This window comes from Kitasatospora sp. NPDC001159 (assembly GCF_053598235.1).
Genome location: NZ_JBSFJV010000010.1, coordinates 106,408 through 128,814, shown reverse-complemented (window position 1 = coordinate 128,814; position 22,407 = coordinate 106,408). Strand labels below are relative to the sequence as shown.

Genomic DNA, 22,407 nt, shown 5'->3' with positions numbered 1-22,407 from the left:
GTACCAACCGTCGGAGTACCACTCCAGCAGGCCCGAGCCGCAACCGGGCCCGCAGCCTGTCCGAGGTTCTCACCCTGCCCCGCGGGCGGGTCTGTCACACGCAAGGGGATTCGCCCGTGAGTTTCTTCTCGAAGTTGTTCGGTCGCAACAAGGACCGTGACGCGGCCGCCGTCGAGGCGCCCACCGCCCGGCACCGTCGGCCGGAGGACGAGCCCGCAGTGCCGGGCATGCGCCCGGCCCCCGAGGCCGCGCCGTACGCTGGTCAGCAGCTGTACCGGGACGGCGGCGCCGCCCAGCACACGGGGAATCCGGCGGGCTACGGCGTGTCGGTTGACCCTTCCGGCGACCCGCGCATAGGTTTCCCGTCAGCACCCTCAACCTCTGGTGGAGGGTTTGCCCCGGATCCGTACGCCGGGCACAACCCGTCGGGTGTGCCGCGCCAGGAGGCTGTGAACATGGCTGGCCCCACTCCGTGCCCCCGGTGCGGTAACCAGAACCCGGCCGCGGCCCGTTTCTGTTCCAACTGCGGCACCGCGCTGCGTGGCGGTCTGCTGCCCGAGGGGGCGGCGGAGACCACCTCGACCATCTCGATCTCCGGCCTGGAGTCCTACGACCCCAGCACCACGACCGGCACCGGCGCCACGCCGGCCCTGTCGGCCGAGGTGCTGTCGGCGATCGACGCGCTGCCGCCGGGCTCGGCCCTGCTGATCGTCCAGCGCGGCCCGAACTCGGGCAGCCGCTTCCTGCTGGACTCGGACATCACCACCGCCGGGCGCCACCCGCAGGGCGACATCTTCCTGGACGACGTCACGGTCTCGCGCCGCCACGTGGAGTTCCGCCGCACCCCGGCCGGCTTCAGCGTCGCGGACGTGGGCAGCCTGAACGGCACCTACGTCAACCGGGAGCGGATCGACGAGGTGCCGCTGAACAACGGCGACGAGGTGCAGATCGGGAAGTACCGGCTGGTGTTCTTCGCCGGCCACAACCGGGGGTACTGAACCCAACGTCGGCAGGAGCCCGAGTGAGCAGCGACACCTCTTCTTCTCTCGGGGCGGCCTACCCCGCGTCGTCCGGTCCGCAAGCGGACCGGGGCGTGCGCGGGGTGGTCGCGGGCCCCAGGCAGCCGGTTCGACCGGATCGGCCCGCCGGACGGCGGCACGGCGGTGACGAACTGCTGAGCATCGGCGCGGTGCTGGCATTCCTGCGTGACGACTTCCCCGAGGTGACGATCTCCAAGATCCGCTTCCTGGAGGCGGAGGGGCTGGTGGAGCCGCAGCGGACTCCCTCGGGGTACCGCAAGTTCAGCCCGGCCGACGTCGAGCGGCTGGCCTACGTGCTGCGGATGCAGCGCGACCACTACCTGCCGCTGCGGGTGATCCGCGAGCACCTGGACGCGATCGAGCGCGGCGAGGCCCCGCCCGCGCTGCCCGCCGCCGACAACCGGCCCGGGCCGCTGGAGGAGGCCGATCGCGAACTGGTGGCCTCGGCCGACGTCCCCTCCGGGGTCCGGCTGGGGCGCGCCGAGCTACTGGCCGCCGCCGAGGCCGGGGAGCGGGAGCTGGCAGAGTGGGAGTCGTACGGGCTGGTGGCGCCGGGCCCGGACGGCGGGTACGACGGCGAGGCGCTGCAGGTGGCCCGGCTGGTCGCGGAACTCGGCCGGTACGGGCTGGAGCCCCGGCACCTGAGAGCCATGAAGGCGGCGGCGGACCGCGAGATCGCGTTGGTGGAGCAGGTGGTGGCGCCGCTGCGGCGGCACCGGAACCCGCAGACCCGGGCGCACGCGGAGGCCACCGCACGGGAGCTCGCGACCCTGTCCGTACGGCTGCACGCGGCGATGGTCCAGGCCGGTCTGCGGACCCGTGCATAGCGTCCGAAGCGTCCTTCGCGCGTCGGGGGTGCACCGCGTTGACCAGCGGCGTCGGTCCTGCGCTTTCATATCCGGGGTCGGAGCCATAGGGTTGCCTGTGTGAATGAGCTCGACGTCGTGGGTGTCCGAGTGGAGATGCCTTCCAACCAGCCGATCGTGCTGCTGCGGGAGGTCGGGGGAGATCGCTACCTGCCGATCTGGATCGGCCCCGGCGAGGCGACCGCGATCGCCTTCGCCCAGCAGGGCATGACTCCGGTGCGCCCGCTGACGCACGACCTGTTCAAGGACGTCCTGGACGCGCTCGGTCAGCAGCTCACCGAGGTCCGGATCACCGACCTGCGGGAGGGCGTGTTCTACGCCGAGCTGGTGTTCGCCGGCGGGGTCGAGGTGAGTGCCCGGCCGTCCGACGCGATAGCGCTCGCCCTGCGCACCGGCACGCCGATCTACGGGAGCGAGGAGGTGCTCGCCGAGGCGGGCATCGCGATCCCGGACGAGCAGGAGGACGAGGTCGAGAAGTTCCGCGAGTTCCTCGACCAGGTGTCGCCCGAGGACTTCGGGGGCAGCGGTCCGCAGTAGCGCGGACGGGTCTGAGTGGCCGTTTCACGCGCCGTTTTGCCAAAAACCGTCGATCTACCCACACTAGGGGCACGAAAAACCACTCTCCTGAGTGATGTGGTTTGTCTGGCCCGGCGTGGCGATCGTTGACGGGTCATAGGGGACTGCCTACCGTCAGGAGTGGCTGTCTGGGTGGCCGATGCCCGCAGTCGGGTTGCCCGCAGCACAAGTGGACGGAGGTAGGCATGAGCAGCACCGGCGATGACGCGGCCGCGGGAGGCCTGTGCGCCGTGCACGTGCCCCGCACCGCTCGTACCGTGACCGACCTGCCGAGGATGGGCAGGTTCCCGGCCGTACAGCCGGGGCAGCCCGCCATCGAGCGGCTGGCCCCGACGTCCGAACTGCTCGGCTTCCGCGGCCCGACGGCCTGTGCGGCGGCCGGCATCACCTACCGCCAGTTGGACTACTGGGCCCGCACCGGACTGCTGGAGCCCAGCGTCCGGACGGCGTACCCGGCGACCAGCCAGCGGCTCTACAGCTTCCGTGACATCCTGCTGCTCAAGATCGTGAAGCGGCTGCTGGACGCGGGCGTCTCGCTGCAGAACATCCGGGTGGCCGTCGCCCATCTGCAGTCCACCGACCAGGCCGACCTGGCCGGGTTGACGCTGATGTGTGACGGCGCGACGGTGTACGAGTGCACCACGCCGCAGCAGGTGGTCGATCTGCTGAAGGGCGGTCAGGGGGTCTTCGGCATCGCGGTGGGAGCGGTCTGGCAGGAGCTGGAGCTGACCCTCGGTCGGCTGCACGCGGAGCGGACCGACACCGGCGAGACGCTGGTCGGGCACGACCCGGCGGACGAGCTGGCGCAGCGGCGCAACCGGGCGGTCTGAAGCACCGGCTCCGACCGGCTGGTGCGGCTCACCGATCTTGACGAGGCCGTGGGCCCGGACGGGGGAACCGTTCGGGCCCACGGCCTCGTCGTGTTGCCTGGTGAAACGGTCGAGGGAGGGCACGTGAGGGTCGGCACCGGGATATCGGGGTTGCTGCGGCGCCGGGTGGTGGGGATGCGGGTACGGCTGCGGGAGCGCCGTACCCAGCGCAGGGTCTTCCAGGTGACGACGCTGCTCTGCTCGCTGGCGCTCGCGCCGAGCGCCTGGCTGTGGATCGCGGCGGGGGACCGGGTGGGCACGGTGGAGAGCGCGCCGTCCGCGCCGGTCGCAGTGGTCTTCGGTGCGGGGCTGGACCAGGGCAAGCCCTCGCCGTACCTGGAGCACCGGCTGACGGCGGCGCTGGACCTGTACCGGGAGGGGAAGGTACAGGCCATCCTGGTGACCGGGGACAACGGGCGGGTCTCGTACGACGAGCCGGACGCGATGTACCGGTACCTGACCGAGCACGGGGTGCCGCAGGAGAAGGTGGTCCGGGACTACGCCGGCTTCGACACCTGGGACTCCTGCACCCGGGCGCACCGGATCTTCGGGGTGGACCGCGCGGTGCTGGTCAGCCAGGACTTCCACGTCCGGCGGGCGCTGGCGCTGTGCGAGGCGGCGGGCATCCGGTCGTACGCCGTCGGGGTGCCCGAGCTGCACGACGCCACCTGGCTGTACGGCGGCCTGCGGGAGATCGCCGGGGCGGGCAAGGCAGCGGTGAACGCCTGGCTGCGGCCGGACCCGGCGCTGCTCGGGCCCAAGGAGGACGGCATACCGAAGGCGCTGGCGCAGGCCGCGAAGCGGTAGCCGCCGGGGGTCGGCCGCCGGGACCCGGCCGGGTTCGTACGCACTGTCGGACCCGTGCGCGATGATCAGCGGGTGCGATCTCTGCCGAGCATCATCCACCTCGACATGGACGCCTTCTTCGCGGCGGTGGAGCAGGCGGCCAAGCCGAGCCTGCGCGGCAAGCCGGTGATCGTCGGCGGGCTGGGCGGGCGCGGGGTGGTCTCCACGGCCTCCTACGAGGCGCGCAGGTTCGGGGTGCACTCGGCGATGCCGATGGCCCAGGCGCGGCGGCTGTGCCCCAACGCGGCCTTCCTGTCCGGGCGCTTCGAGGCGTACCGGCGGAACAGCGAGATCGTGATGGGGCTGCTGCGGGAGCTGTCGCCGCTGGTACAACCGCTGAGCCTGGACGAGGCCTTCGTCGACCTGGAGGCCGGTCCGTACGGTCCGGTGCTGGCGGAGGCGGATCACGACACCGGTGAGCGGCTGGTGCTCGCCTTGGCGGAGGACCTGCGAGCGGACATCCACCGGCTCACCGGGCTGACCGGTTCGGTCGGGGCGGCGGGTTCCAAACTGATGGCGAAGATCGCCTCCGAGCAGGCCAAGCCGGACGGGCTGGTGATGATCGAGCCGGGGCAGGAGCGCGCCGTGCTCGGGCCCATGCCGGTACGGGCGCTGCCCGGGATCGGGCCAGCCACCGAGCAGGTGCTGCGGCGGGCCGGGCTGAGCACCGTGGCGGACCTCGCGGAGGCGGGGGAGGCGGAGCTGGTCGCGCTGCTCGGACGGGCGCACGGCGCTGGGATCCACCAGATGTCGATAGGGCTGGACGAGCGGCCCGTGGTCGCCGACCAGGACGCCAAGTCGGTCTCGGTGGAGGACACCTACGAGGTGGACCTGGCCGACCGGGACCGGGTGCTGCGCGAGGTCGAGGCGCTGGCCGCGCGGTGCGTGCGGCGGCTGCGGGCGGCCGGGCGCTCGGGGCGGACGGTGGTGCTCAAGGTCCGGCGGTTCGACTTCTCGACGCTGACCCGCTCGGAAACCCTCGGCGGCCCCACCGACGACGAGGCGGTGATCACCGCGACCGCGCGACGGCTGGCCGAGCAGGTGGACATCACCGGCGGGATCCGGCTGCTCGGCGTGGGCGTGGCCCAGCTGGCCGACTACACCCAGGAGGACCTGTTCGCGCAGGCGCTGCGGGAGGAGGCGGCGGAGCACGCCGAGGAGGCCGAGACGGCGGAGGCCGAGGAGGAGCCGGAGGAGGTCGTGGTGCGGCGATGGACACCTGGACAGGACGTCCACCACGGAGAGTTCGGGCCGGGGTGGGTGCAGGGCAGCGGCGTCGGTCGGGTCACCGTACGGTTCGAGACGCCGTGGAGCGAGCCGGGGCGGGTGCGGACCTTCGCGGTGGACGACCCGGCGCTGGAACCGGCGCGGCCGTTGCCGCTGCGGCGGGTTGAGGGCACGGATGACGTGGGGGACTCGGCGGGCTGACGGGTTCGGGACGCGGAACGGCCCCACCCGGTGGGGATACCGGGTGGGGCCGCATACCGTGCCGGACTCCGAACGTTCGTGATGCCCTCGCGACGTACGGAGGCCGGGCCCGCGCGCCCTGTCCCTGAGCGCGCGGGCCGGACGCCTGGTCAGGCGTCGGTCTTGACCAGCTCGGCGCTGGAGTCCTGCGGGGCCGAGCCGCCGAGGGCGGTGGCGGCAGGCTTGACGGTGCGGATCAGGAACGGGACGGCACCGGCGACGATGCAGACGACGGCCGTGGTCCAGAAGGCGTGCTTGTAGGCGTCCAGGGTGGGCAGCAGCACCGGGATCTTGATCGGGAGCTTCATGGTGTCGCCGGTCAGGATGGCGGTCATCACGGCGGTGCCGATCGCGCCACCGACGGTGCGCAGCACGGAGTTCATGCCGTTGGCGATGCCGCTCTGCTCGACCGGGACGGCGCCGTTAATGAAGGCCGGCATCGCGGCGAAGGCGAGGCCGATGCCGAGACCGAAGATGGCAGAGGCGGTGTAGATGTCGCCCTCGTGGCTGTGACGCAGGGCCAGGTAGGCCATCGCGACGGCGCCGAGGACACCACCGAGCACCAGCGGCAGACGGGGGCCGCGGCGGGCGATCAGCAGGGCGCCGAGCGGGGCGGCCACCATCGAGCCGATCGCGGACGGCAGCAGCATCACACCGGCGTGCAGGACGGTCGCGGTGAAGCCGTAGTGGGCGAGCTTCTCCGGGGTCTGGGCGAAGTTGCTGATGACCATGAACGAGCCGTACATGCCGAAGCCGATGAGCAGGCCGGCCAGGTTGGTGAAGGCCACGGCCGGACGGGACATCATCTTCAGGTCCACCAGCGGGTGCGAGACCTTGGTCTCGATGATCCCCCAGATCAGGGCGATCACGGCGGCGACGGCGAACAGGCCGAGGGTCTTGGTGGAGGTCCAGCCCCAGTGGTTGCCCTGGCTGACCGCGACCAGCAGGGCGGAGAGCCAGCCGGCCAGGGTGATCGCGCCGAGCGGGTCGGCGCCGCCGTCCTTGTCGGTCACCGGGTCGGACGGGACGCGGAAGGCCACCAGGGCGACTGCGATCAGGCCGAAGACCAGGCCCATCCAGAAGATCGACTTGTAGTTCCAGTGCTCCAGCAGGAGACCGGTCGCCACCAGGCCGAGGCCGGAGCCGACGCCCATCGAGGCGCTGATGGCGGCGACGCCGCCGGTCACCTTCTGCTTGGGCAGCTCGTCGCGGACGATGCTGATCGCCAGCGGCATCACGCCACCGCCGGCGCCCTGCAGGACGCGGGCGACGATCAACCAGGTGAAGGAGTGGGTGCCGACCGCCAGCGCCGACCCGGCGACCAGGCCGACCAGCGAGATGAGCAGCATGGGCTTGCGGCCCCGGAGGTCGCCGAAGCGGCCCAGCAGGGGAGTCAGCACGGCTGCGGAGAGCAGGTTGGCGGTCATCAGCCAGGTGATGTTGGACGCGGAGACGTCCAGCTCCTTGGCCAGCGAGGGCAGGATCGGGACGACCGCGGTCTGCACCACGCTGAACGACAGCATCGCCAGGATGAGGGCCGGCAGGACCCGGGCGTTGCTCTGCTTCTCGGCCGCGGTGGTGGGCTTGGGTGCCTCACTCACGGTTGCTTCCTCCCGTACATAGTGAATGATCTGAAGTAATCATGCGGGGAGATACTTCAGAGTGTCAAATATCGAGCGGTTAAGCTTTGGCAAAGGCGAAGGGTTGGCGCCTGCGGCGGGCTTGTGGGGAGGGGGATTGAGGGCATGGCAATGGCCCCGGACGTTGTCCGGGGCCATTGGGAGAGGTGTCAGGGAAGGGGGCGAGGTGAGGCGGCGCGCGAGTCGGGGCGAGGGGGCGGCGAAGGCGTGTTCGCCGGCGGGGTGGAGGCGGTGGATGTGTTGTCGTGGATTTCGACGTGTTCGCGCCGGAGTTCGTCGCGGACGACCTCCTCGGTGGTGTAGCGCTCGACGACCAGGCGGACCCGTTCGATCGGGGCGCGGTACTTGCGGACCACCAGGCGTTCCTCGCGGAGGGTGACCTGCTCGACCGCCTCGGCGAGAGCCTTCTCGGTGAGGGCGGAGCGCTCGGCCTCGCTCACCGGCATGCGCTCCACCCGGACGCGCTCGCGGACCACCGGGACGCGGCGCTCGACCTGTTCGCTGGTCACGTACTTGCGCAGCTTCGCGGTGCCCAGGATGTGCCACTGGGTGGTGATGTCCAGCCGCTCCTCACGGCAGGTGATCTCGACCGGGCCGCTCGGGGCCGAGGAGGAGGCGGCGCCGCCGGTGGCGGGCGCACGGGCGGCCCTGGTCTCGGCGGGCCGCGGCTTGGGCTCGACGGCGGGGGTGGCGGCGGGTGTGGGGGTGCCGACGGTCCGCGCCTTGGCCTCCGTGGCGGTGCTGCTGGTGGTGGCGGTGGTCGTCGTCGGGCCGGGATCGGGGGAGGGGAAAGCGAGCGGCTTGGTGGCCGCGGCGGCCGGAGTGGTGCCGAAGTCGAGGTCGCGTTGGGCGGTCCGGCTGCCCTCCTCGGCGGCTGGAGTGGTGCCGAAGTCGAGGTCGCGTTGGGCGGTCCGGCTGCCCTCCTCGGCGGCTGGAGTGGTGCTGAAGTCGAGGTCGGGCTGGGCGGTCCGGCTGCCCTCCTCGGCGGCTGGAGCGGTGCTGAAGTCGAGGTCGGGCTGGGCGGTCCGGCCGCCCTCCGAGCCGGTCGGGCGGCCATCCACCTGGGTGTCCAGGCCGTAGTAGCGGTAGAGCTGGAGCTCCTGGGCGGGCGAGAGGTGCTGGCCCACGCCGAAGTCCGGCGAGTCCTTCACCAGCGACTTGTCGTACGGCACCCGGAGCTCGTTGTCGGAGAACTCGCTGGTGGTGAGCGGGACGAAGGCGTCCCGGCCGAAGACGCCGGTCCGGACGGCTGCCCATTCCGGCTGGCCGGTGGCGTCGTCCAGGTACACCTCGTCGACCGTGCCGATCTTGTCTCCGTTGCGGTCGACCGCTTTGTGGCCGATGAGGTCCCGGGGGTCGATGTCGGTCTGCACTCTTGCCCTCCAGTGCGCTGCGCCTGCGGAACTCCCGCAGGTACGGCGGGTCGGAGCGCCGTCCCGTCCGCCACTTCACACCAAAAGGCATGAATCGGACGGGCGCGACCGGGGTGCGCCGGACGGGCTCCGCGCTGGGCCGTCCGGGGGACGCGCGTAGACCTCGAGTGACCTGACGCACCCGTGATCGGAAGGCCTCCCGCTGGTACCCTGGGCGGCGACCGCCGAGCCCGCTCGGGAGAGTCCCCGACGGCGAAAACCGCTGGTCGGGGCGCCGAAGGAGCAACTCCTCCCCGGAATCTCTCAGGCATCCGTACCGTGCGGGATAGGTCACTCTGGAAAGCAGGGCAGGACCGCCGGCGCGGGAGCCGGCGATCACCACCCTCACCGACGGTGCAAGCCGACGGAGCGCCACCAGCGCGACGTGCGGGCGAAGCTCTCAGGTCCCGATGACAGAGGGGGAGGCCTTTCGGGTTCGTCCGCCCAGGCCGGTCCGCTGTCCGCAGCGGTGAACGCCGGTCGGCGTGCGTACCCCCGCCGGTCCGTGACCAGGAGGCCTCGACCACCATGAACGCCCAGCCGAACGCGGGACGCCCCACCGGCGCCTCGACCCTCACCGAGCTTGAGCTGGCCAGCCCCTTCGAGAACCGCCACATCGGCCCCGACGCTGCCGCGCAGGAGAAGATGCTGGCGTCCGTCGGCTACGGCTCGCTGGACGAGCTCGCCGCCACGGCCGTTCCCGAGGCGATCCGCTCCATCACCGCCCTGGACCTGCCCGCCGGCCGCAGCGAGGCGCAGGTCCTCGCCGAACTGCGCGAGCTGGCGAGCCACAACAAGGTGCTCCAGCCGATGATCGGCCTGGGCTACTACGGCACCTTCACCCCGCCGGTGATCCTGCGCAACGTCATGGAGAACCCGGCCTGGTACACCGCGTACACCCCGTACCAGCCGGAGATCTCGCAGGGCCGCCTGGAGGCGCTGCTCAACTTCCAGACCCTGGTCTCCGACCTGACCGGTCTGCCCACCTCCGGCTCCTCGCTGCTGGACGAGGGCACCGCGGCCGCCGAGGCGATGGCGCTGGCCCGCCGCGTCACCAAGGTCAAGGGCGGCGTCTTCCTGGTCGACGCCGAGACCCTGCCGCAGACCGTCGCGGTGATCAACACCCGCGCCGTGCCGACCGGCGTCGAGGTCGTCGTCGCCGACCTGTCCGAGGGCATCCCGGCCGAGATCGCCGAGCGCGGCGTCTTCGGTCTGCTGCTGCAGTACCCGGGCGCCACCGGTGTGGTCCGAGACCTCGCCCCGGTGATCGAGCAGGCGCACGGGCTGGGCGCGATCGTCGCCGTGGCCGCCGACCTGCTGGCGCTGACCCTGCTCAAGTCCCCGGGCTCGCTGGGCGCCGACATCGCCTGCGGCACCTCGCAGCGCTTCGGCGTGCCGATGGGCTTCGGCGGCCCGCACGCCGGTTACCTGTCGGTGCGTGCCGAGTACGCCCGCTCGCTGCCCGGCCGCCTGGTCGGCGTGTCCGTCGACGCCGACGGCAACCGCGCCTACCGCCTGGCGCTGCAGACCCGCGAGCAGCACATCCGCCGCGAGAAGGCCACCAGCAACATCTGCACCGCCCAGGTGCTGCTCGCCGTGATGGCCTCGATGTACGCGGTCTACCACGGCCCGGACGGTCTGGCCGACATCGCCCGCCGCACCCACCGCTACGCCGCCGCCCTCGCCGAGGGCCTGCGGGCGGGCGGCGTCGAGCTGCTGCACGGTGAGTTCTTCGACACCGTCACCGCCGTCGTCCCGGGCCGCGCCGCCGAGATCGCCGCCGCCGCCCGCACCCACGGCATCAACGTCCACCAGGACGGCGCGGACCGGATCTCGATCTCCACCGACGAGACCACCACCCGCGAGCACCTGGCCGGCGTCTGGGCCGCGTTCGGCGTGCCCGCCGTCGAGGTGGCCGAGGCCGCCGAGACGCTGCCCGCCGCACTGCTGCGCGAGGACGAGTACCTGACCCACCCGGTCTTCCACAGCCACCGCTCGGAGACCGCCATGCTGCGCTACCTGCGTCGCCTGTCGGACCGGGACTACGCGCTGGACCGCGGCATGATCCCGCTGGGCTCCTGCACCATGAAGCTCAACGCGACCACCGAGATGGAGGCGGTGACCTGGCCGGAGTTCGGCCAGCTGCACCCCTTCGCCCCGATCGACCAGGCCGAGGGCTTCCTGACCCTGATCCGCCAGCTGGAGCAGCAGCTGGTCGAGGTCACCGGCTACGACGCCGTCTCGATCCAGCCGAACGCCGGCTCCCAGGGCGAGCTGGCCGGCCTGCTGGCCGTCCGTGCCTACCACCACGCCAACGGTGACACCCAGCGCGACGTCTGCCTGATCCCGTCCTCGGCGCACGGCACCAACGCCGCCTCCGCGGTGATGGCCGGCATGCGCGTGGTCGTGGTGAAGACCCTGGTCGACGGCGACGTGGACGTCGAGGACCTGAAGGCCAAGATCGAGCAGCACCGCGACAACCTCTCGGTGCTGATGGTCACCTACCCGTCGACCCACGGCGTGTACGAGACCCAGATCACCGACATCTGCGCCCTGGTGCACGAGGCCGGCGGCCAGGTCTACGTGGACGGCGCCAACCTGAACGCCCTGGTCGGCCTGGCCAAGCCGGGCAAGTTCGGCGCGGACGTCTCGCACCTGAACCTGCACAAGACCTTCTGCATCCCGCACGGCGGCGGCGGCCCGGGTGTCGGCCCGGTCGCGGTGCGCGCCCACCTGGCGCCGTACCTGCCGAACCACCCGCTGCAGGAGGAGGCCGGCCCGGCGACCGGCGTCGGCCCGATCTCGGCCGCGCCGTGGGGCTCGGCGGCGATCCTGCCGATCTCCTGGGCGTACGTCCGGCTGATGGGCGGCGAGGGCCTCAAGCACGCGACCCAGGTCGCGGTGCTGAACGCCAACTACATCGCCAAGCGGCTGGCGCCGCACTTCCCGGTGCTCTACACCGGCCCGGGCGGGCTGGTCGCGCACGAGTGCATCATCGACCTGCGCCCGCTGACCAAGGAGACGGGCGTCACGGTGGACGACATCGCCAAGCGCCTGATCGACTACGGCTTCCACGCGCCGACGATGTCCTTCCCGGTGGCCGGCACGCTGATGATCGAGCCGACCGAGTCCGAGGACCTGCACGAGATCGACCGGTTCTGCGACGCGATGGTCGCGATCCGCGCCGAGATCGACAAGGTCGGCTCGGGTGAGTGGGCCGCCGAGGACAACCCGCTGCGCAACGCCCCGCACACCGCCGCCACCCTGGCCGGCGACTGGGCGCACGGCTACTCGCGGCAGGAGGCGGTCTTCCCGGCCGGCGTGAACCCGGCGGACAAGTACTGGCCGCCGGTGAGCCGGATCGACGGCGCGTACGGCGACCGCAACCTGGTCTGCTCCTGCCCGCCGCTGGACGAGTACGGCGTCTGATCCTCATCGGACGGGCAATGGGGCAGGGCCCCGGCGGATCGGTTCGCTGGGGCCCTGCCCTTTGTCCCGCGCTATCAGGTCGGCGGCTGTCCCCCCGCGCCGTACGGTCCCGGGCCGTACGGAGCGGGCCGCCCACTCTCGGTCAGTGCTGTCTCGGGCCCGTGGTCTCTCAGGCCGCGTGGGCGACGGGGCGGCGCGGGGCGATCACCCGGCCGTCGGGCAGCAGCTCTCCGGTGTCCTCGAACAGCACGACGCCGTTGCAGAGCAGGCTCCAGCCCTGCTCCGGGTGGCAGGCCACCGGCACGGCCGCCTCGCGGTCCTCGGACTCGGCCGACGGGCACTCAGGACGGTGCTGGCACATACGCGTACCCTCGCTTCGCTCTGCGATCCTCCCCGTGGTGCGGTCCCGGAGATGGTGCCGTCCGGGGCCGCCGCGGCAGTCGGATCCTGTCCGCACGCCAGCCAGGTTTGACCAGCGCTCAAGTGGGTAGGACAGGTGGTCCTTCCACGCTGGTTCCCAGTGTCGGCATCTACGGACGCGCGCGCAGCGATTTCGTGACACGCGCCACAACTCCCGGGCAGAGATCACCCGTTCAGGTGGGGGCCGGGGGAAAATCGGGTACCGATGGGTCAGTCAGGGCATGGCCCGGTGGGGCCATAGCGAGTGGCCCGTACGGGTGGTGGCCGTTCGGGTGAGACCATCGGCCGTTCGGGCGAGGCCGCCGACGGGGTGCGCACGGCGAAGGGCCGCCGGGCGGACGGCCCGGCGGCCGGTGCGGAGGGGCGGGAGCGCGCCGACTCAGGAGGAGCCGAGCAGCAGCGTCCCGGCGAGCGGGGCGCGGGCGAGCAGCGGCAGCAGCTCGGCGGCCGGGTAGGCGCGGTGCGCGGTGACGCCGAGCGGGGCCGGGGCGAGCGGGATCAGCAGGTCGGCGGTCGGGCCGGCGTCGGGGCTGTGCAGCCAGAGCGCCGTCGCGTACTGGCCGGGGAAGGTGAGCAGCCGGGGCTGGCAGCGGGAGCGGGAGCTCTGGGCGAGCTGCCAGGCCTCGCGCAGCGCCCGGACGGTGGAGGAGAGGTAGGGGCCGGCGGTGAAGTGGGAGAAGGTGTGGCCCTCCGCGCTCTGTACCACCTCGGCGGCGGCGGCCACGTCGGCGCCGTCCTTGATCAGGAAGCGCCAGCCGGTCCGGTGGGCGGCGGGGAGCTCGGGGTGCGGGCCGTCCAGGACGTGCACCGCGAGCGGATGCGCGGGGAGCAGTGGTCCGGTCGGGTGACGCAGTGCTGCGGCGGCGGGCTGGCGCAGCGCGGTGTCCGAGTCGAGCGCGCCCAGGACCGCGCGCAGGGCGCTCGGCGGGGGCTGGGGGGTCTGCAGGGTCATGGCGGGGTCCGCCTCTCCAAGCGAGATCGGCGTGCGAGTGCGGCATACCGGCGTGGCGCGGTGCGTCTACGGTGACGGGGCCTGGCCGTGTCCGGTTGTGCAGGATCGCGGAGCCGGCGCGGTCGTCGCCGTCGACGAGGGACTCGGGGCGGGAAGAGACCGGCCGGAGCGCAGTGCGGATTCCTCGAATTCATCGAACAAATGCGCAGGGTGATCTGTTTATCACAGGCTGTGGCGTCGGGCAAGTCTGCAGATGGCCTGAATTTCCGTCAGTTGCCTTGCAATGCAAGCCAGTACAGGCATTCGGGTATCGATCTTCGAGGTGGGCATGATGCTTGCACGGTCGGTCGGCCGGGTGTCTCAGGAGGAGGGGACCGTGGGCGAGAAGGTCGTGGCGACTCGGGCGGATCTGGCGGACCGGCAGCAGTACCGGCTCAAGCTCCAGGCCTGCCTCGACGCGCTCGGGCGGATGCTGCGCGAGGACCGCTTCGACCGGCCGCGGGCCGTGATGGGGCTGGAGATCGAGCTCAACCTGGCCGACGAGCAGGGCCTGCCGGTGATGCGCAACGCCCAGGTGCTGAGCGCGATCGGCTCCAGCGACTTCCAGACCGAGCTGGGCCAGTTCAACATCGAGGTCAACATCGTGCCGCACCGGCTCTGCGGGCACGTCTTCGAGGAACTGCGCGAGGAGATCGACACCGGGCTGCGCTACGCCGACCGGCGGGCGGCCGAGGCCGGCGCCCGGATCGTGATGGTGGGCATCCTGCCGACCCTGGAGCACGACCACACCGGGCTGGACGCGATGAGCCACAACCAGCGGTACAGCCTGCTCAGCGACCAGATCCTGGCCGCCCGGGGCGAGGACATCGCGCTGGACATCGAGGGCGTCGAGCACCTCCAGCTGGAGTCGATCACCATGGTGGCCGAGGCCGCCGCGACCTCGCTGCAGTTGCACCTGCAGGTGACCCCGGAGCGGTTCTCCTCGGTGTGGAACGCCGCCCAGGCGATCTGCGGTCCGCAGCTCGCGCTCGGTGCCAACTCCCCGTTCCTGTTCGGCCGGGAGCTGTGGCGGGAGACCCGTCCGGTGCTCTTCCAGCAGGCCTGTGACACCCGTTCGGCGGAGCTCAAGGCCCAGGGCGTGCGCCCGATCACCTGGTTCGGCGAGCGCTGGGTGGACTCGGCGTACGACCTGTTCGAGGAGAACCTGCGCTACTTCCCGGCGCTGCTGCCGATCTGCGACGACGAGGACCCGCTGAAGGTGCTGGCCTCCGGCGGCGCGCCCCGGCTCGCCGAGATGCGGCTGCACAACGGCACCATCTACCGCTGGAACCGGCCGGTCTACGACGTCTCCGGCGGGGTCGCGCACCTGCGGGTGGAGAACCGGGCGCTGCCGGCCGGCCCGACGGTGGCCGACACGCTCGCCAACGCCGCCTTCTACTACGGGCTGGTGCGGGTGCTCGCCGAGCAGCCCCGGCCGGTCTGGACCCGGCTGCCGTTCGAGCGGGCGGACGAGAACTTCCGCCAGGGCGCCCGGTACGGCATCGACGCGGTGTTCCAGTGGCCGCGCCCCGGCCGGGCGGGCCGTGGCAGCGGGCTGCAGACCGTCTCCGCCGTCGACCTGGTGCTCAACGAGCTGCTGCCGATGGCCTACCAGGGGCTGGACGAGTGGGGCGTGGAGCCCGCCGACCGGGACCGCTACCTGGGGATCATCGAGCAGCGCTGTCTGCGCCGCACCAACGGCGCGGCCTGGCAGAGCGCGACCTTCCACCGGCTGCGCGAGCAGTACGGGATGGACCGCCCGGCCGCGCTCGCCGCGATGACCAGGCGCTACGCCGAGCACATGCGCGGCGGAGAGCCGGTGCACACCTGGCCGGTCGGCTAGCACCTCGGCTGTGTCAGGATGATCGCTCCGGCGGTCGGCCGACGGCCGGAGCGACCGCCCGTCCGCTGGAGCCTTCGTGACAACCCGCCCGACCGCGCCGGAGACCGTTCAGCCCACCCGCCGGCTGCTCGGCGTGGAGCTGCTGATCGTCCTCGGCCTCTCCCTCGGGGCCAGCGGGATCGGCGCGCTGATCAGCTTCGGGGGCTCGCTCACCGAACCGCTCAAGCTCGGCCAGCAGGTCGCCACGCTGAACGGCTCGCGCGCGCCCGGGCGGCCCTGGCTGGACCTGGTGTGGCAGCTCTACTACATCGGGCGCGGGTTGATGCCGGTGGTCCTGGTCGGCTACCTGCTGGTACGCGAGGGCACGTCGCTGCGGGTGCTGGGCTTCGACCTGCGCCAGAAGCTGCGCGACCTCGGCCGGGGCTCGGCCGTCGCGGCGGCGATCGGCGGCTCCGGGCTGGTGCTGTACCTGGCCTCGCAGGCGGCCGGGTACAACCTGACGGTCGCGCCCTCCGGACTGCCGGACGTCTGGTGGCGGGTACCGGTGCTGGTGCTCTCGGCCTGGCAGAACGCGATCCTGGAGGAGGTCGTCGTCCTCGGCTACCTGCTGCGCCGGCTGGGGCAGTTGGGGTGGTCCTGGCCGACGATGCTGGTGGCCAGCTCGGTGCTGCGCGGCTCGTACCACCTGTACCAGGGGGTCGGCGGTCTGGTCGGCAACATGGTGATGGGGGCGGTGTTCTGCCTGCTGTACCGGCGCTGGGGGCGGGTGATGCCGCTGGTGGCGGCGCACGCACTGATCGACACGGTGGCCTTCGTCGGGTACGCGCTGCTCGCCGGGCACGTCAGCTGGCTGCCGACCCCCTGACCGCCGACCGCTTGGCCGCCGATCCCTCGGCCGTCGACGCCCGGCCGCGCGGCGGGCGGGCGAGCAGCCGGTCGACGTGCCGGCGCTGAAGGCCCTGGCCGGGATCGATCGGCAGCAGCAGCCGGTCGCGGCGCCACAGCGACCTGCGGACCAGCCGGGACGGGATGACGTCGTCCACCCAGGCGAACGGACGGCCACCGGCGTAACGCAGCAGCGGGGCCCACTTGCGGCCGGAGAACAACCCCATCAGCGGGACGCGCGGGTCGCCGGGCTGCGGGACGTACCCGGTGAAGCGGACGAAGGGGAGCGGGTCCAGGCCGATCGCCGGGGCGATGTGGGTGTTGGCCTGCTCCTCCCAGGTGGTGGCCCAGACCAGCTCGTACGTTCCGGAGAGTTCGCGCAGCCACTGGCCGTGCTTGGCGGCGAGCAGGACGGCATAGCCGAGCAGGGTATGGGAGTCGAACCCGGCGTCCGGATGCGGGCAGACCGGGTTCAGCACCCCGTCGACGTCCAGGAACAGCAGTGGTTTCGGCACCGGTGGGCCCTCCGAGTGGATGGTGTGTCCTACTCGGTCGGACGAAACACGGGCAGCACTGGTTGCTCTTCGGCGGGCGCACGTGGGGCGCACAGGGCGCTCACGGCGCGGGCGCGGGCTCGGGGGCTGGCACCGGTGCGTCCGGGGTGCTTCGGTGGGGGCTCCGGCGGGCGAGCCGGCGGACCTGGGGGTCGAGCAGGACGGCGGCGCTGAGCAGCAGGCACAGCACGGCGCAGATCCAGAGCGCGCCGCCGTTGCCGAGGACGGCGAAGGCGGTGGCGATGGGGGCGCCGGCGTTGCCGAGGCCGCTGATCACGGTGGCGGCGGTCTGGATGCGGAAGTTGCGGCTCGCGCAGGCGAAGCGGCGGGCGGCTGTCGGTGGGGCTGGGGTCGGCACCCAGCGACTATGGCCTTGAGTTCGTACGGGTGTCCACGGGGTTTGACACCTGGGTCGGCGGTCAGCCGAGATGGCCCCGGAGGAAGGTGACGGTCCGGCGCCAGGCGATCCGGGACTGCAGGGCGTCGTAGGTGCCGAGCGGGTTCTCGTCGTTCATGAAGGCGTGCCCGGCCGGGTAGAAGTGGATTTCGGGGCGGACGTCGGTGGCCTCGCCGATCCGGATCGCGGCTTCGTCCACGGCAGCCATCGGGATCGAGCCGTCGAGTTCGCCGTAGTGCCCCAGGACGTGGGCGGTCAGACCGCGGTAGTCGAACTTCGGGTCGGGCGGCAGACCGTAGAAGGGGACCACGGCCGCCACCTTGTCCCCGGACCGGGCGGCGAGCAGCAGGGCGAAGCCGCCGCCCATGCAGAAGCCGACCACGCCGACCGCGTCGCCGACCGTGCCGTCCAGGGAGAGCAGGTGGTCGACGGCGCCGGAGAGGTCCTCGACGGCCCGTTCGACCGGGAGTTCGCGCTTGAGGCGGGCGGCTTCGGCGCGGTCGTGGGTGGTGGCGCCGCCGAACAGGTCGGGGGCGAGGACGGTGAACCCCTCGGCGGCGAAGCGGTCGGCCATGTCCGCGACGTGCGAGGTGAGCCCCCACCACTCCTGCACGACGACCAGGCCTGGCCCGACCCCCTGCGGAGGGCGGGCCAGGTACCCGTGCGCGGTGCGGCCGTTGCTCGGGAAGGTGACGTTCTGCCGGGAGCCGCCCTGGTCAGGCATGGCTTCCTCTCGGTGGGTCGGGCCGCGTGCGGCGTGGGTGCGGAAGGGAGCGGCTTCTCAGCCCATCTCCTCCAGGGCGCGGCCCTTGGTCTCCTTGATGCAGAAGGCCACGAACGGGATGGAGAGCAGCGCGAAGGCGGCGTAGATGACGTACGTCGCGGAGAGGTTCCAGTCGGCGAGGTCCGGGAAGCTGACGGTGATCGCCCAGTTGGCAATCCACTGGGCCGAGGCGGCGACCGACAGCGCCAGTGCCCGGATCCGGTTGGGGAACATCTCGCCGAGCAGCACCCAGACCACCACGCCCCAGGAGAAGGCGAAGCACAGCACGAAGACGTGCGCGGCGATCAGGGCGACGGTGGCGTGGGTGTTGTCGAGGGTGGCGGTGTCGCCGGTGCCGTGCCGGTAGGAGAAGGCCCAGGCGGCCGTGCCCAGCGCGACCGCCATGCCGACGGAGCCGGCCAGGGCGAGCGGCTTGCGGCCGATCCGGTCCACCAGGACCATCGCGATCACCGTACCGATCACGTTGATGATCGAGGTGGAGAGGCTGATCAGCAGCGAGTTGGACTCGTTGATGCCGACCGACTGCCAGAGGAAGGAGGAGTAGTAGAAGATCACGTTGATGCCGACGAACTGCTGGAACACCGAGGCGCCGACACCCACCCAGACGATCGGCAGCGGACCGAAGCGGCCGCCGAGCAGGTCCTTCAACCGGGGCTTGTGGGCGGACTCCAGCACCGCGCGGATCTCCGCCACCCGGGCGTCCAGGTCGACGTCCTCGCCCTCGACCTCGACCAGCACCTCGCGGGCCTGCGCCTCGCGGTGGTCGGCGATCAGGAAGCGCGGCGACTCCGGGATGGACAGCGCCATCAGGCCGTACACCAGGGCCGGGACGGCCTCGACGCCGAGCATCCACTGCCAGGCCTGGATGCCGCCGAGGTGGCCGGTGGACTCGCCGCCGGCGGCCTGGTTGAGCGCCCAGTTGGCGAGCTGGGAGACCGTGATGCCGAGCACGATCGCCATCTGCTGGAAGGAGGCGAGCCGGCCGCGGTAGGCGGTGGGGGCGATCTCGGCAATGTAGGTCGGTGCGATCACCGAGGCGATGCCGATCGCGACGCCGCCGACCACGCGCCAGATGGCGAGCATCTCGATGTTCGGCGGGAACATCGAGCCGATGCCGCTGGCCGCGAAGAGTACGGCGGCCAGCAGCATCGTGCGCACCCGGCCGAGGTGGTCGGCCAACCGGCCGGCGACCACCGCGCCGGCGGCCGAGCCGAGCAGCGCGATGGCCACCACGAAGGCGGTGGTGCCGTGGCCCACCCCGAAGTGCTTCTGGATGCCCGTCACCGCACCGTTGATCACCGCGCTGTCGTAGCCGAACAGGAAGCCGCCCATGGCGGCCGCCGCGGAGATGAACACCACGTGCCCGAGGTGGGCCTCGCAGGAAGCCCGCGGACTGTGGACTGTGGACACGCGCGCTCCCCGAGGTGGACGGGCCCGGACTGACGGCGGGGCAGGACTCGTCTCACATTCGAGCAGCGCGGCGGCCGATCTGCCCGAGTTGATGGCCGATCGGGTGATCCGAAGTCAGTCAGCGGCGCGCGCCGTGGCCGTGCGCCGTTGGTGGCGCCGCAGCAGCTGGGTGCGGGCGGCGGCGTCCTGGTCGCGGCGGCGGGCGGGGCCGCTCGCGCGCTCGGTGAGGCGCTCGGCGATGGCGTGCTGCTCCTCGGCGGGCTTCTTGTCGTCGTACTTGAACTTGGCCCGCACCTCGCGGACCGTCAGACGGAGCCCGCGCAGACCGGGCAGCAGCCGGGCGAACTCGCCCTCGCCGGGGACCACCCGGACCTCCGGGGTCTCCGGCTGGAAGTGCGCCAGCTGCCGGTTGAGGATCTCCGCCTTGCCCGCGGCCGACTCGACGATCTCGGCAGTGCAGTGGAAGTGGACCGAGGCGTAGTAGCTGGTGGGCGTGCCGGGTGCGCCGCGCCAGTGGCCGGGGGCGAAGGCGTAGCCGTCGGTTACCGCGAGGGTGACGTTCGGGTCGGCCCGGATGGCGGCGAGCAGAGGGTTGGGCGCGGCGAGGTGGAGCAGGATCTCGCCGAACTCGGCGTCCAGCAGGAAGTGCGTGGGGACCAGCACCGGGCCCTCGTCGGGGCGGCCGTTGGCGGCGAGCAGGCCGAAGTCGCGGCCCTCGGCCAGCCAGGCGCGCCACTCGTCCTCGTCGCCGCGGTCCCAGGACCTGATCAGCATCGGTGCGCCTCTCCTCAGCGGGGGTAGCCGCGCAGGTGCGCGGGCAGCGGAACGGACTCGTCGTGCGGGACGGGGCTGCCGTGCACGGTGGTGACGGGGATCAGGCCGGACCAGTACGGCAGGTCGGCGTCCGAGGGGTCGTCGTCGGCGCCGTCCTCGCGGGTCTTGGCCGAGACCTCGTCCAGCTCCAGCCGGATCACGGCGGTGGCGGCGAGCTCCCTGGCGTTGGCCGGGCGGACCTCGCCGGAGCGGCCAGGGATCGCATGGTCGACCAGGGCGGCCAGTGCGACGTCCAGCTCCTCGGGGTCGGTTACCTGGTAGGCGGTGCCGTGGGCGACCACCGAGCGGAAGTTCACCGAGTGGTTGAACGCGGACTTGGTCAGCACCAAGGCGTCGACCTGGGTCACGGTGACGCAGACCGGCATGCCGTGCTCGCCGGAGGCACCGCGCAGCGGGCGGCTGCCGGTGGAGCCGTGGACGTAGAGCCGGCTGCCGACCCGGGCGAAGATCGTCGGCAGTACGACCGGCGCGCCGTCGGCGACGAATCCGAGGTGGCAGATGTAGGCACTGTCGAGGATGGCGTGGATCGCCTCCTGCTCCCAGGTGGCCCGGTCCCTGTACCGGGTGGGGGTGGTGCGGGGGGTGCGGGAGTAGACGGCGTCGCTGGTCGGCGTCGTGGCGCTGGGTGTCGGCGTGTCCGGCATGACAACCTCTATGTACTAGTGCATAATCTTCTTTGTGCTAGGAGACTATCCGCTGAAAGGGCGACGCGCCAGCGAAATCGCGGCCCACATCGAACAGGGCGTGAGCAGCGGGCGGCTCGCGCCCGGAACCGCGCTGCCCCCGCTGCGCGACCTCGCCGCTGAACTCGGCGTCAACCCCAACACCGTGGCCGCCGCCTACCGACTGCTGCGCGACCGGGGCGTGATCGAGACGGGCGGCCGCAAGGGCAGCCGGATCCTGCCCCGGCCCGCGCTCACCCCCCGCGACCAGATCCGCATCCCGGTGCCGCCGCACGCCCGCGACCTGTCCGCCGGCAACCCCGACCCGGCCCTGCTGCCCGACCTCGCCCAGGCCCTCGCGGCCGCCGCCGAGGCAGCCAAGGCCGAGCCCGTGCTCTACGGGCACCCGAACATCGACGCCGGACTGCTCGCGCTCGCCCGCACCTCCTTCGAGGCCGACGGGCTGCCCGGCGGCCCGATCGTGGTCGCCTCCGGCTCGCTGGACACCATCGAGCGCACCCTCGGCGCCCACCTGCGCCCCGGCGACGCGGTGGCGGTCGAGGACCCGGGCTGGGGCAGCCTGCTCGACCTGCTGCCCGCGATGGGGCTGCGGCCCGCGCCGGTGCGGCTGGACGACGAGGGGCCGCTGCCGGACTCGCTGGCCGCGGCGCTCGCCGAGGGGGCCCGCGCGGTGGTGGTGACCAGCCGGGCGCAGAACCCGACCGGCGCGGCGCTCACCGCGCGGCGGGCCGAGGAGCTGCGGCCCGTCCTGGCCGGGCACCCCGGGGTGCTGCTGATCGAGGACGACCACGGGCACGGCATGGTCGACCAGCCCTACCACCCACTGGTCGGTGCCGGCTCGCGGCACTGGGTGGTGGTGCGCTCGGCGGCCAAGGCGTACGGGCCGGACCTGCGGGTGTCGGTGGCAGTCGGCGACGAGGAGACGATCGGACGGGTGGCCGGACGGCTGCGGCTGGGCGCCGGGTGGGTCAGCCACCTGCTGCAGCGCGCCGTCGCCGAGCTGTGGCGCACAGATGCGGCGCCGGTCGCGCGGGTGGCCGCCACGTACCGGGCGCGGCGGGACGCGCTGCTGGGCGAACTGGTCGCGCGGGGGATCGCGGCGCACGGGGAGAGCGGGCTGAACGTCTGGGTGCCGGTGCCGGACGAGACCTCGGCGCTGGCGGCGCTGGTGCAGCGCGGCTGGGTCGCGGCACCCGGGGCGCGGTACCGGATCCAGTCGCCGCCCGGGCTGCGGTTCACGACGGCCCGGTTGGAGGCGGCCGACGCGCGGCGGTTGGCCGAGGATCTGGCGGAGGTGCTGGGGTCGGGCGCGGCCGGTTCGCGGCTGGTGTGAGCGGGGCGGCCGGGGCTGACGGGGGAGGGTGAATTGCGGGCGGAGTCCGGTGGCGCGGTGAACCGCGGGTGCGGGCTGGTCTGAACCCGTCGGTAACAAATGCGGAAACCTGGCGCAGACGCCTAGCG

General features: G+C 72.4%; 19 protein-coding genes, 2 pseudogenes and 1 riboswitch. Of the genes and pseudogenes, 10 read left to right on the top strand and 11 right to left on the bottom strand.

Translation table 11 applies throughout. The annotated features are described in order from the left end of the window. Nucleotides 1-116 precede the first annotated feature (116 nt). The 6 genes from ACWC9T_RS08310 to ACWC9T_RS08285 all read left to right on the top strand — a co-directional run bounded on the left by ACWC9T_RS08310 (nucleotide 117) and on the right by ACWC9T_RS08285 (nucleotide 5,625). A complete protein-coding gene (locus ACWC9T_RS08310; protein ID WP_449820252.1) occupies nucleotides 117-998 on the top strand; it encodes an FHA domain-containing protein in 882 nt (293 codons plus the stop codon). Nucleotides 999-1,174: 176 nt separating this feature from the next. Further along, on the top strand, nucleotides 1,175-1,867 hold the full coding sequence (gene ftsR, locus ACWC9T_RS08305) for a transcriptional regulator FtsR (RefSeq protein WP_449820260.1): 693 nt from the start codon (nucleotides 1,175-1,177) through the stop codon (nucleotides 1,865-1,867). A 99-nt stretch (nucleotides 1,868-1,966) separates the two neighbouring features. Continuing rightward, the gene (locus tag ACWC9T_RS08300; protein ID WP_449820251.1) at nucleotides 1,967-2,443 is read left to right on the top strand and encodes a bifunctional nuclease family protein; all 477 of its coding nucleotides are present in this window, start codon (nucleotides 1,967-1,969) and stop codon (nucleotides 2,441-2,443) included. A 224-nt stretch (nucleotides 2,444-2,667) separates the two neighbouring features. Then, nucleotides 2,668-3,312 carry a MerR family transcriptional regulator gene (locus ACWC9T_RS08295; protein ID WP_449820250.1) on the top strand — a complete coding sequence of 215 codons (645 nt, stop codon included), beginning with the start codon at nucleotides 2,668-2,670 and terminating at the stop codon, nucleotides 3,310-3,312. 174 nt (nucleotides 3,313-3,486) lie between these two features. Then, nucleotides 3,487-4,158 (top strand): SanA/YdcF family protein, encoded by a 672-nt coding sequence (locus ACWC9T_RS08290; protein ID WP_355675219.1) that lies wholly within the window; start codon nucleotides 3,487-3,489, stop codon nucleotides 4,156-4,158. Between the two features lie 72 nt (nucleotides 4,159-4,230). Next, nucleotides 4,231-5,625: a DNA polymerase IV gene (locus ACWC9T_RS08285; protein ID WP_449820249.1), complete on the top strand. Its 1,395-nt coding sequence runs from the start codon at nucleotides 4,231-4,233 to the stop codon at nucleotides 5,623-5,625. A 149-nt stretch (nucleotides 5,626-5,774) separates the two neighbouring features. Here ACWC9T_RS08285 and ACWC9T_RS08280 read toward each other — a convergent pair whose 3' ends face one another. From ACWC9T_RS08280 to ACWC9T_RS08270, 3 genes and pseudogenes are all read right to left on the bottom strand, one after another. Continuing rightward, the gene (locus ACWC9T_RS08280) at nucleotides 5,775-7,265 is read right to left on the bottom strand and encodes an MFS transporter (RefSeq protein WP_449820248.1); all 1,491 of its coding nucleotides are present in this window, start codon (nucleotides 7,263-7,265) and stop codon (nucleotides 5,775-5,777) included. A gap of 188 nt (nucleotides 7,266-7,453) precedes the next feature. Continuing rightward, a pseudogene (locus ACWC9T_RS08275) lies at nucleotides 7,454-7,876 on the bottom strand (DUF2382 domain-containing protein); the annotation flags it as partial. Nucleotides 7,877-8,281: 405 nt separating this feature from the next. Continuing rightward, nucleotides 8,282-8,677, bottom strand: a pseudogene (locus ACWC9T_RS08270) (PRC-barrel domain-containing protein); the annotation flags it as partial. A 225-nt stretch (nucleotides 8,678-8,902) separates the two neighbouring features. Then, nucleotides 8,903-9,006, top strand: a riboswitch (glycine riboswitch). A gap of 238 nt (nucleotides 9,007-9,244) precedes the next feature. Between ACWC9T_RS08270 and gcvP the strand changes: the two are divergent. Continuing rightward, nucleotides 9,245-12,145, top strand: coding sequence for an aminomethyl-transferring glycine dehydrogenase (gene gcvP, locus ACWC9T_RS08265; RefSeq protein WP_449820247.1), 2,901 nt, complete (start codon nucleotides 9,245-9,247; stop codon nucleotides 12,143-12,145). Nucleotides 12,146-12,314: 169 nt separating this feature from the next. Here gcvP and ACWC9T_RS08260 read toward each other — a convergent pair whose 3' ends face one another. Next, nucleotides 12,315-12,506, bottom strand: coding sequence for a DUF5999 family protein (locus ACWC9T_RS08260; RefSeq protein ID WP_380613480.1), 192 nt, complete (start codon nucleotides 12,504-12,506; stop codon nucleotides 12,315-12,317). Between the two features lie 438 nt (nucleotides 12,507-12,944). Then, nucleotides 12,945-13,517, bottom strand: a complete 573-nt coding sequence (locus ACWC9T_RS08255) for a hypothetical protein (protein WP_449820246.1) — start codon at nucleotides 13,515-13,517, stop codon at nucleotides 12,945-12,947. 376 nt (nucleotides 13,518-13,893) lie between these two features. On the opposite strand from ACWC9T_RS08255, the gene ACWC9T_RS08250 reads away from it, so the two are divergent. Continuing rightward, complete coding sequence (locus ACWC9T_RS08250; protein WP_449820245.1) at nucleotides 13,894-15,399, top strand: glutamate--cysteine ligase; 1,506 nt, start codon at nucleotides 13,894-13,896, stop codon at nucleotides 15,397-15,399. Nucleotides 15,400-15,475: 76 nt separating this feature from the next. Then, nucleotides 15,476-16,264 (top strand): CPBP family intramembrane glutamic endopeptidase, encoded by a 789-nt coding sequence (locus ACWC9T_RS08245; RefSeq protein ID WP_449820244.1) that lies wholly within the window; start codon nucleotides 15,476-15,478, stop codon nucleotides 16,262-16,264. Here the strand turns inward: ACWC9T_RS08245 and ACWC9T_RS08240 are convergent. From ACWC9T_RS08240 to ACWC9T_RS08215, 6 genes are all read right to left on the bottom strand, one after another. After that, nucleotides 16,242-16,799 carry an HAD domain-containing protein gene (locus tag ACWC9T_RS08240; RefSeq protein ID WP_449820243.1) on the bottom strand — a complete coding sequence of 186 codons (558 nt, stop codon included), beginning with the start codon at nucleotides 16,797-16,799 and terminating at the stop codon, nucleotides 16,242-16,244. The two genes, ACWC9T_RS08245 and ACWC9T_RS08240, sit on opposite strands and share 23 nt — an antisense overlap. A gap of 100 nt (nucleotides 16,800-16,899) precedes the next feature. After that, nucleotides 16,900-17,196 (bottom strand): hypothetical protein, encoded by a 297-nt coding sequence (locus tag ACWC9T_RS08235; protein WP_449820242.1) that lies wholly within the window; start codon nucleotides 17,194-17,196, stop codon nucleotides 16,900-16,902. A 61-nt stretch (nucleotides 17,197-17,257) separates the two neighbouring features. Beyond that, entirely contained in the window at nucleotides 17,258-17,959 is a 702-nt protein-coding gene (locus ACWC9T_RS08230; protein WP_449820241.1) for a dienelactone hydrolase family protein, read from the bottom strand. Between the two features lie 57 nt (nucleotides 17,960-18,016). Continuing rightward, nucleotides 18,017-19,429: a sugar porter family MFS transporter gene (locus ACWC9T_RS08225; protein ID WP_449820240.1), complete on the bottom strand. Its 1,413-nt coding sequence runs from the start codon at nucleotides 19,427-19,429 to the stop codon at nucleotides 18,017-18,019. A gap of 114 nt (nucleotides 19,430-19,543) precedes the next feature. Then, the gene (locus ACWC9T_RS08220) at nucleotides 19,544-20,203 is read right to left on the bottom strand and encodes an FMN-binding negative transcriptional regulator (protein ID WP_449820239.1); all 660 of its coding nucleotides are present in this window, start codon (nucleotides 20,201-20,203) and stop codon (nucleotides 19,544-19,546) included. A gap of 14 nt (nucleotides 20,204-20,217) precedes the next feature. Beyond that, on the bottom strand, nucleotides 20,218-20,907 hold the full coding sequence (locus ACWC9T_RS08215; protein ID WP_449820238.1) for a pyridoxamine 5'-phosphate oxidase family protein: 690 nt from the start codon (nucleotides 20,905-20,907) through the stop codon (nucleotides 20,218-20,220). 34 nt (nucleotides 20,908-20,941) lie between these two features. On the opposite strand from ACWC9T_RS08215, the gene ACWC9T_RS08210 reads away from it, so the two are divergent. After that, the gene (locus ACWC9T_RS08210; protein WP_449820237.1) at nucleotides 20,942-22,279 is read left to right on the top strand and encodes an aminotransferase class I/II-fold pyridoxal phosphate-dependent enzyme; all 1,338 of its coding nucleotides are present in this window, start codon (nucleotides 20,942-20,944) and stop codon (nucleotides 22,277-22,279) included. Nucleotides 22,280-22,407 lie beyond the last annotated feature (128 nt).

Bases quoted from the DNA above. Each gene is read 5' to 3' on its own strand.
- ACWC9T_RS08295 (WP_449820250.1), top strand. From the start codon at position 2,668: ATGAGCAGCACCGGCGATGACGCGGCCGCGGGAGGCCTGTGCGCCGTG.
- ACWC9T_RS08290 (WP_355675219.1), top strand. From the start codon at position 3,487: ATGCGGGTACGGCTGCGGGAGCGCCGTACCCAGCGCAGGGTCTTCCAG.
- gcvP (WP_449820247.1), top strand. From the start codon at position 9,245: ATGAACGCCCAGCCGAACGCGGGACGCCCCACCGGCGCCTCGACCCTC.
- ACWC9T_RS08260 (WP_380613480.1), bottom strand. From the start codon at position 12,506: ATGTGCCAGCACCGTCCTGAGTGCCCGTCGGCCGAGTCCGAGGACCGC.
- ACWC9T_RS08255 (WP_449820246.1), bottom strand. From the start codon at position 13,517: ATGACCCTGCAGACCCCCCAGCCCCCGCCGAGCGCCCTGCGCGCGGTC.
- ACWC9T_RS08230 (WP_449820241.1), bottom strand. From the start codon at position 17,959: ATGCCTGACCAGGGCGGCTCCCGGCAGAACGTCACCTTCCCGAGCAAC.
- ACWC9T_RS08220 (WP_449820239.1), bottom strand. From the start codon at position 20,203: ATGCTGATCAGGTCCTGGGACCGCGGCGACGAGGACGAGTGGCGCGCC.
- ACWC9T_RS08215 (WP_449820238.1), bottom strand. From the start codon at position 20,907: ATGCCGGACACGCCGACACCCAGCGCCACGACGCCGACCAGCGACGCC.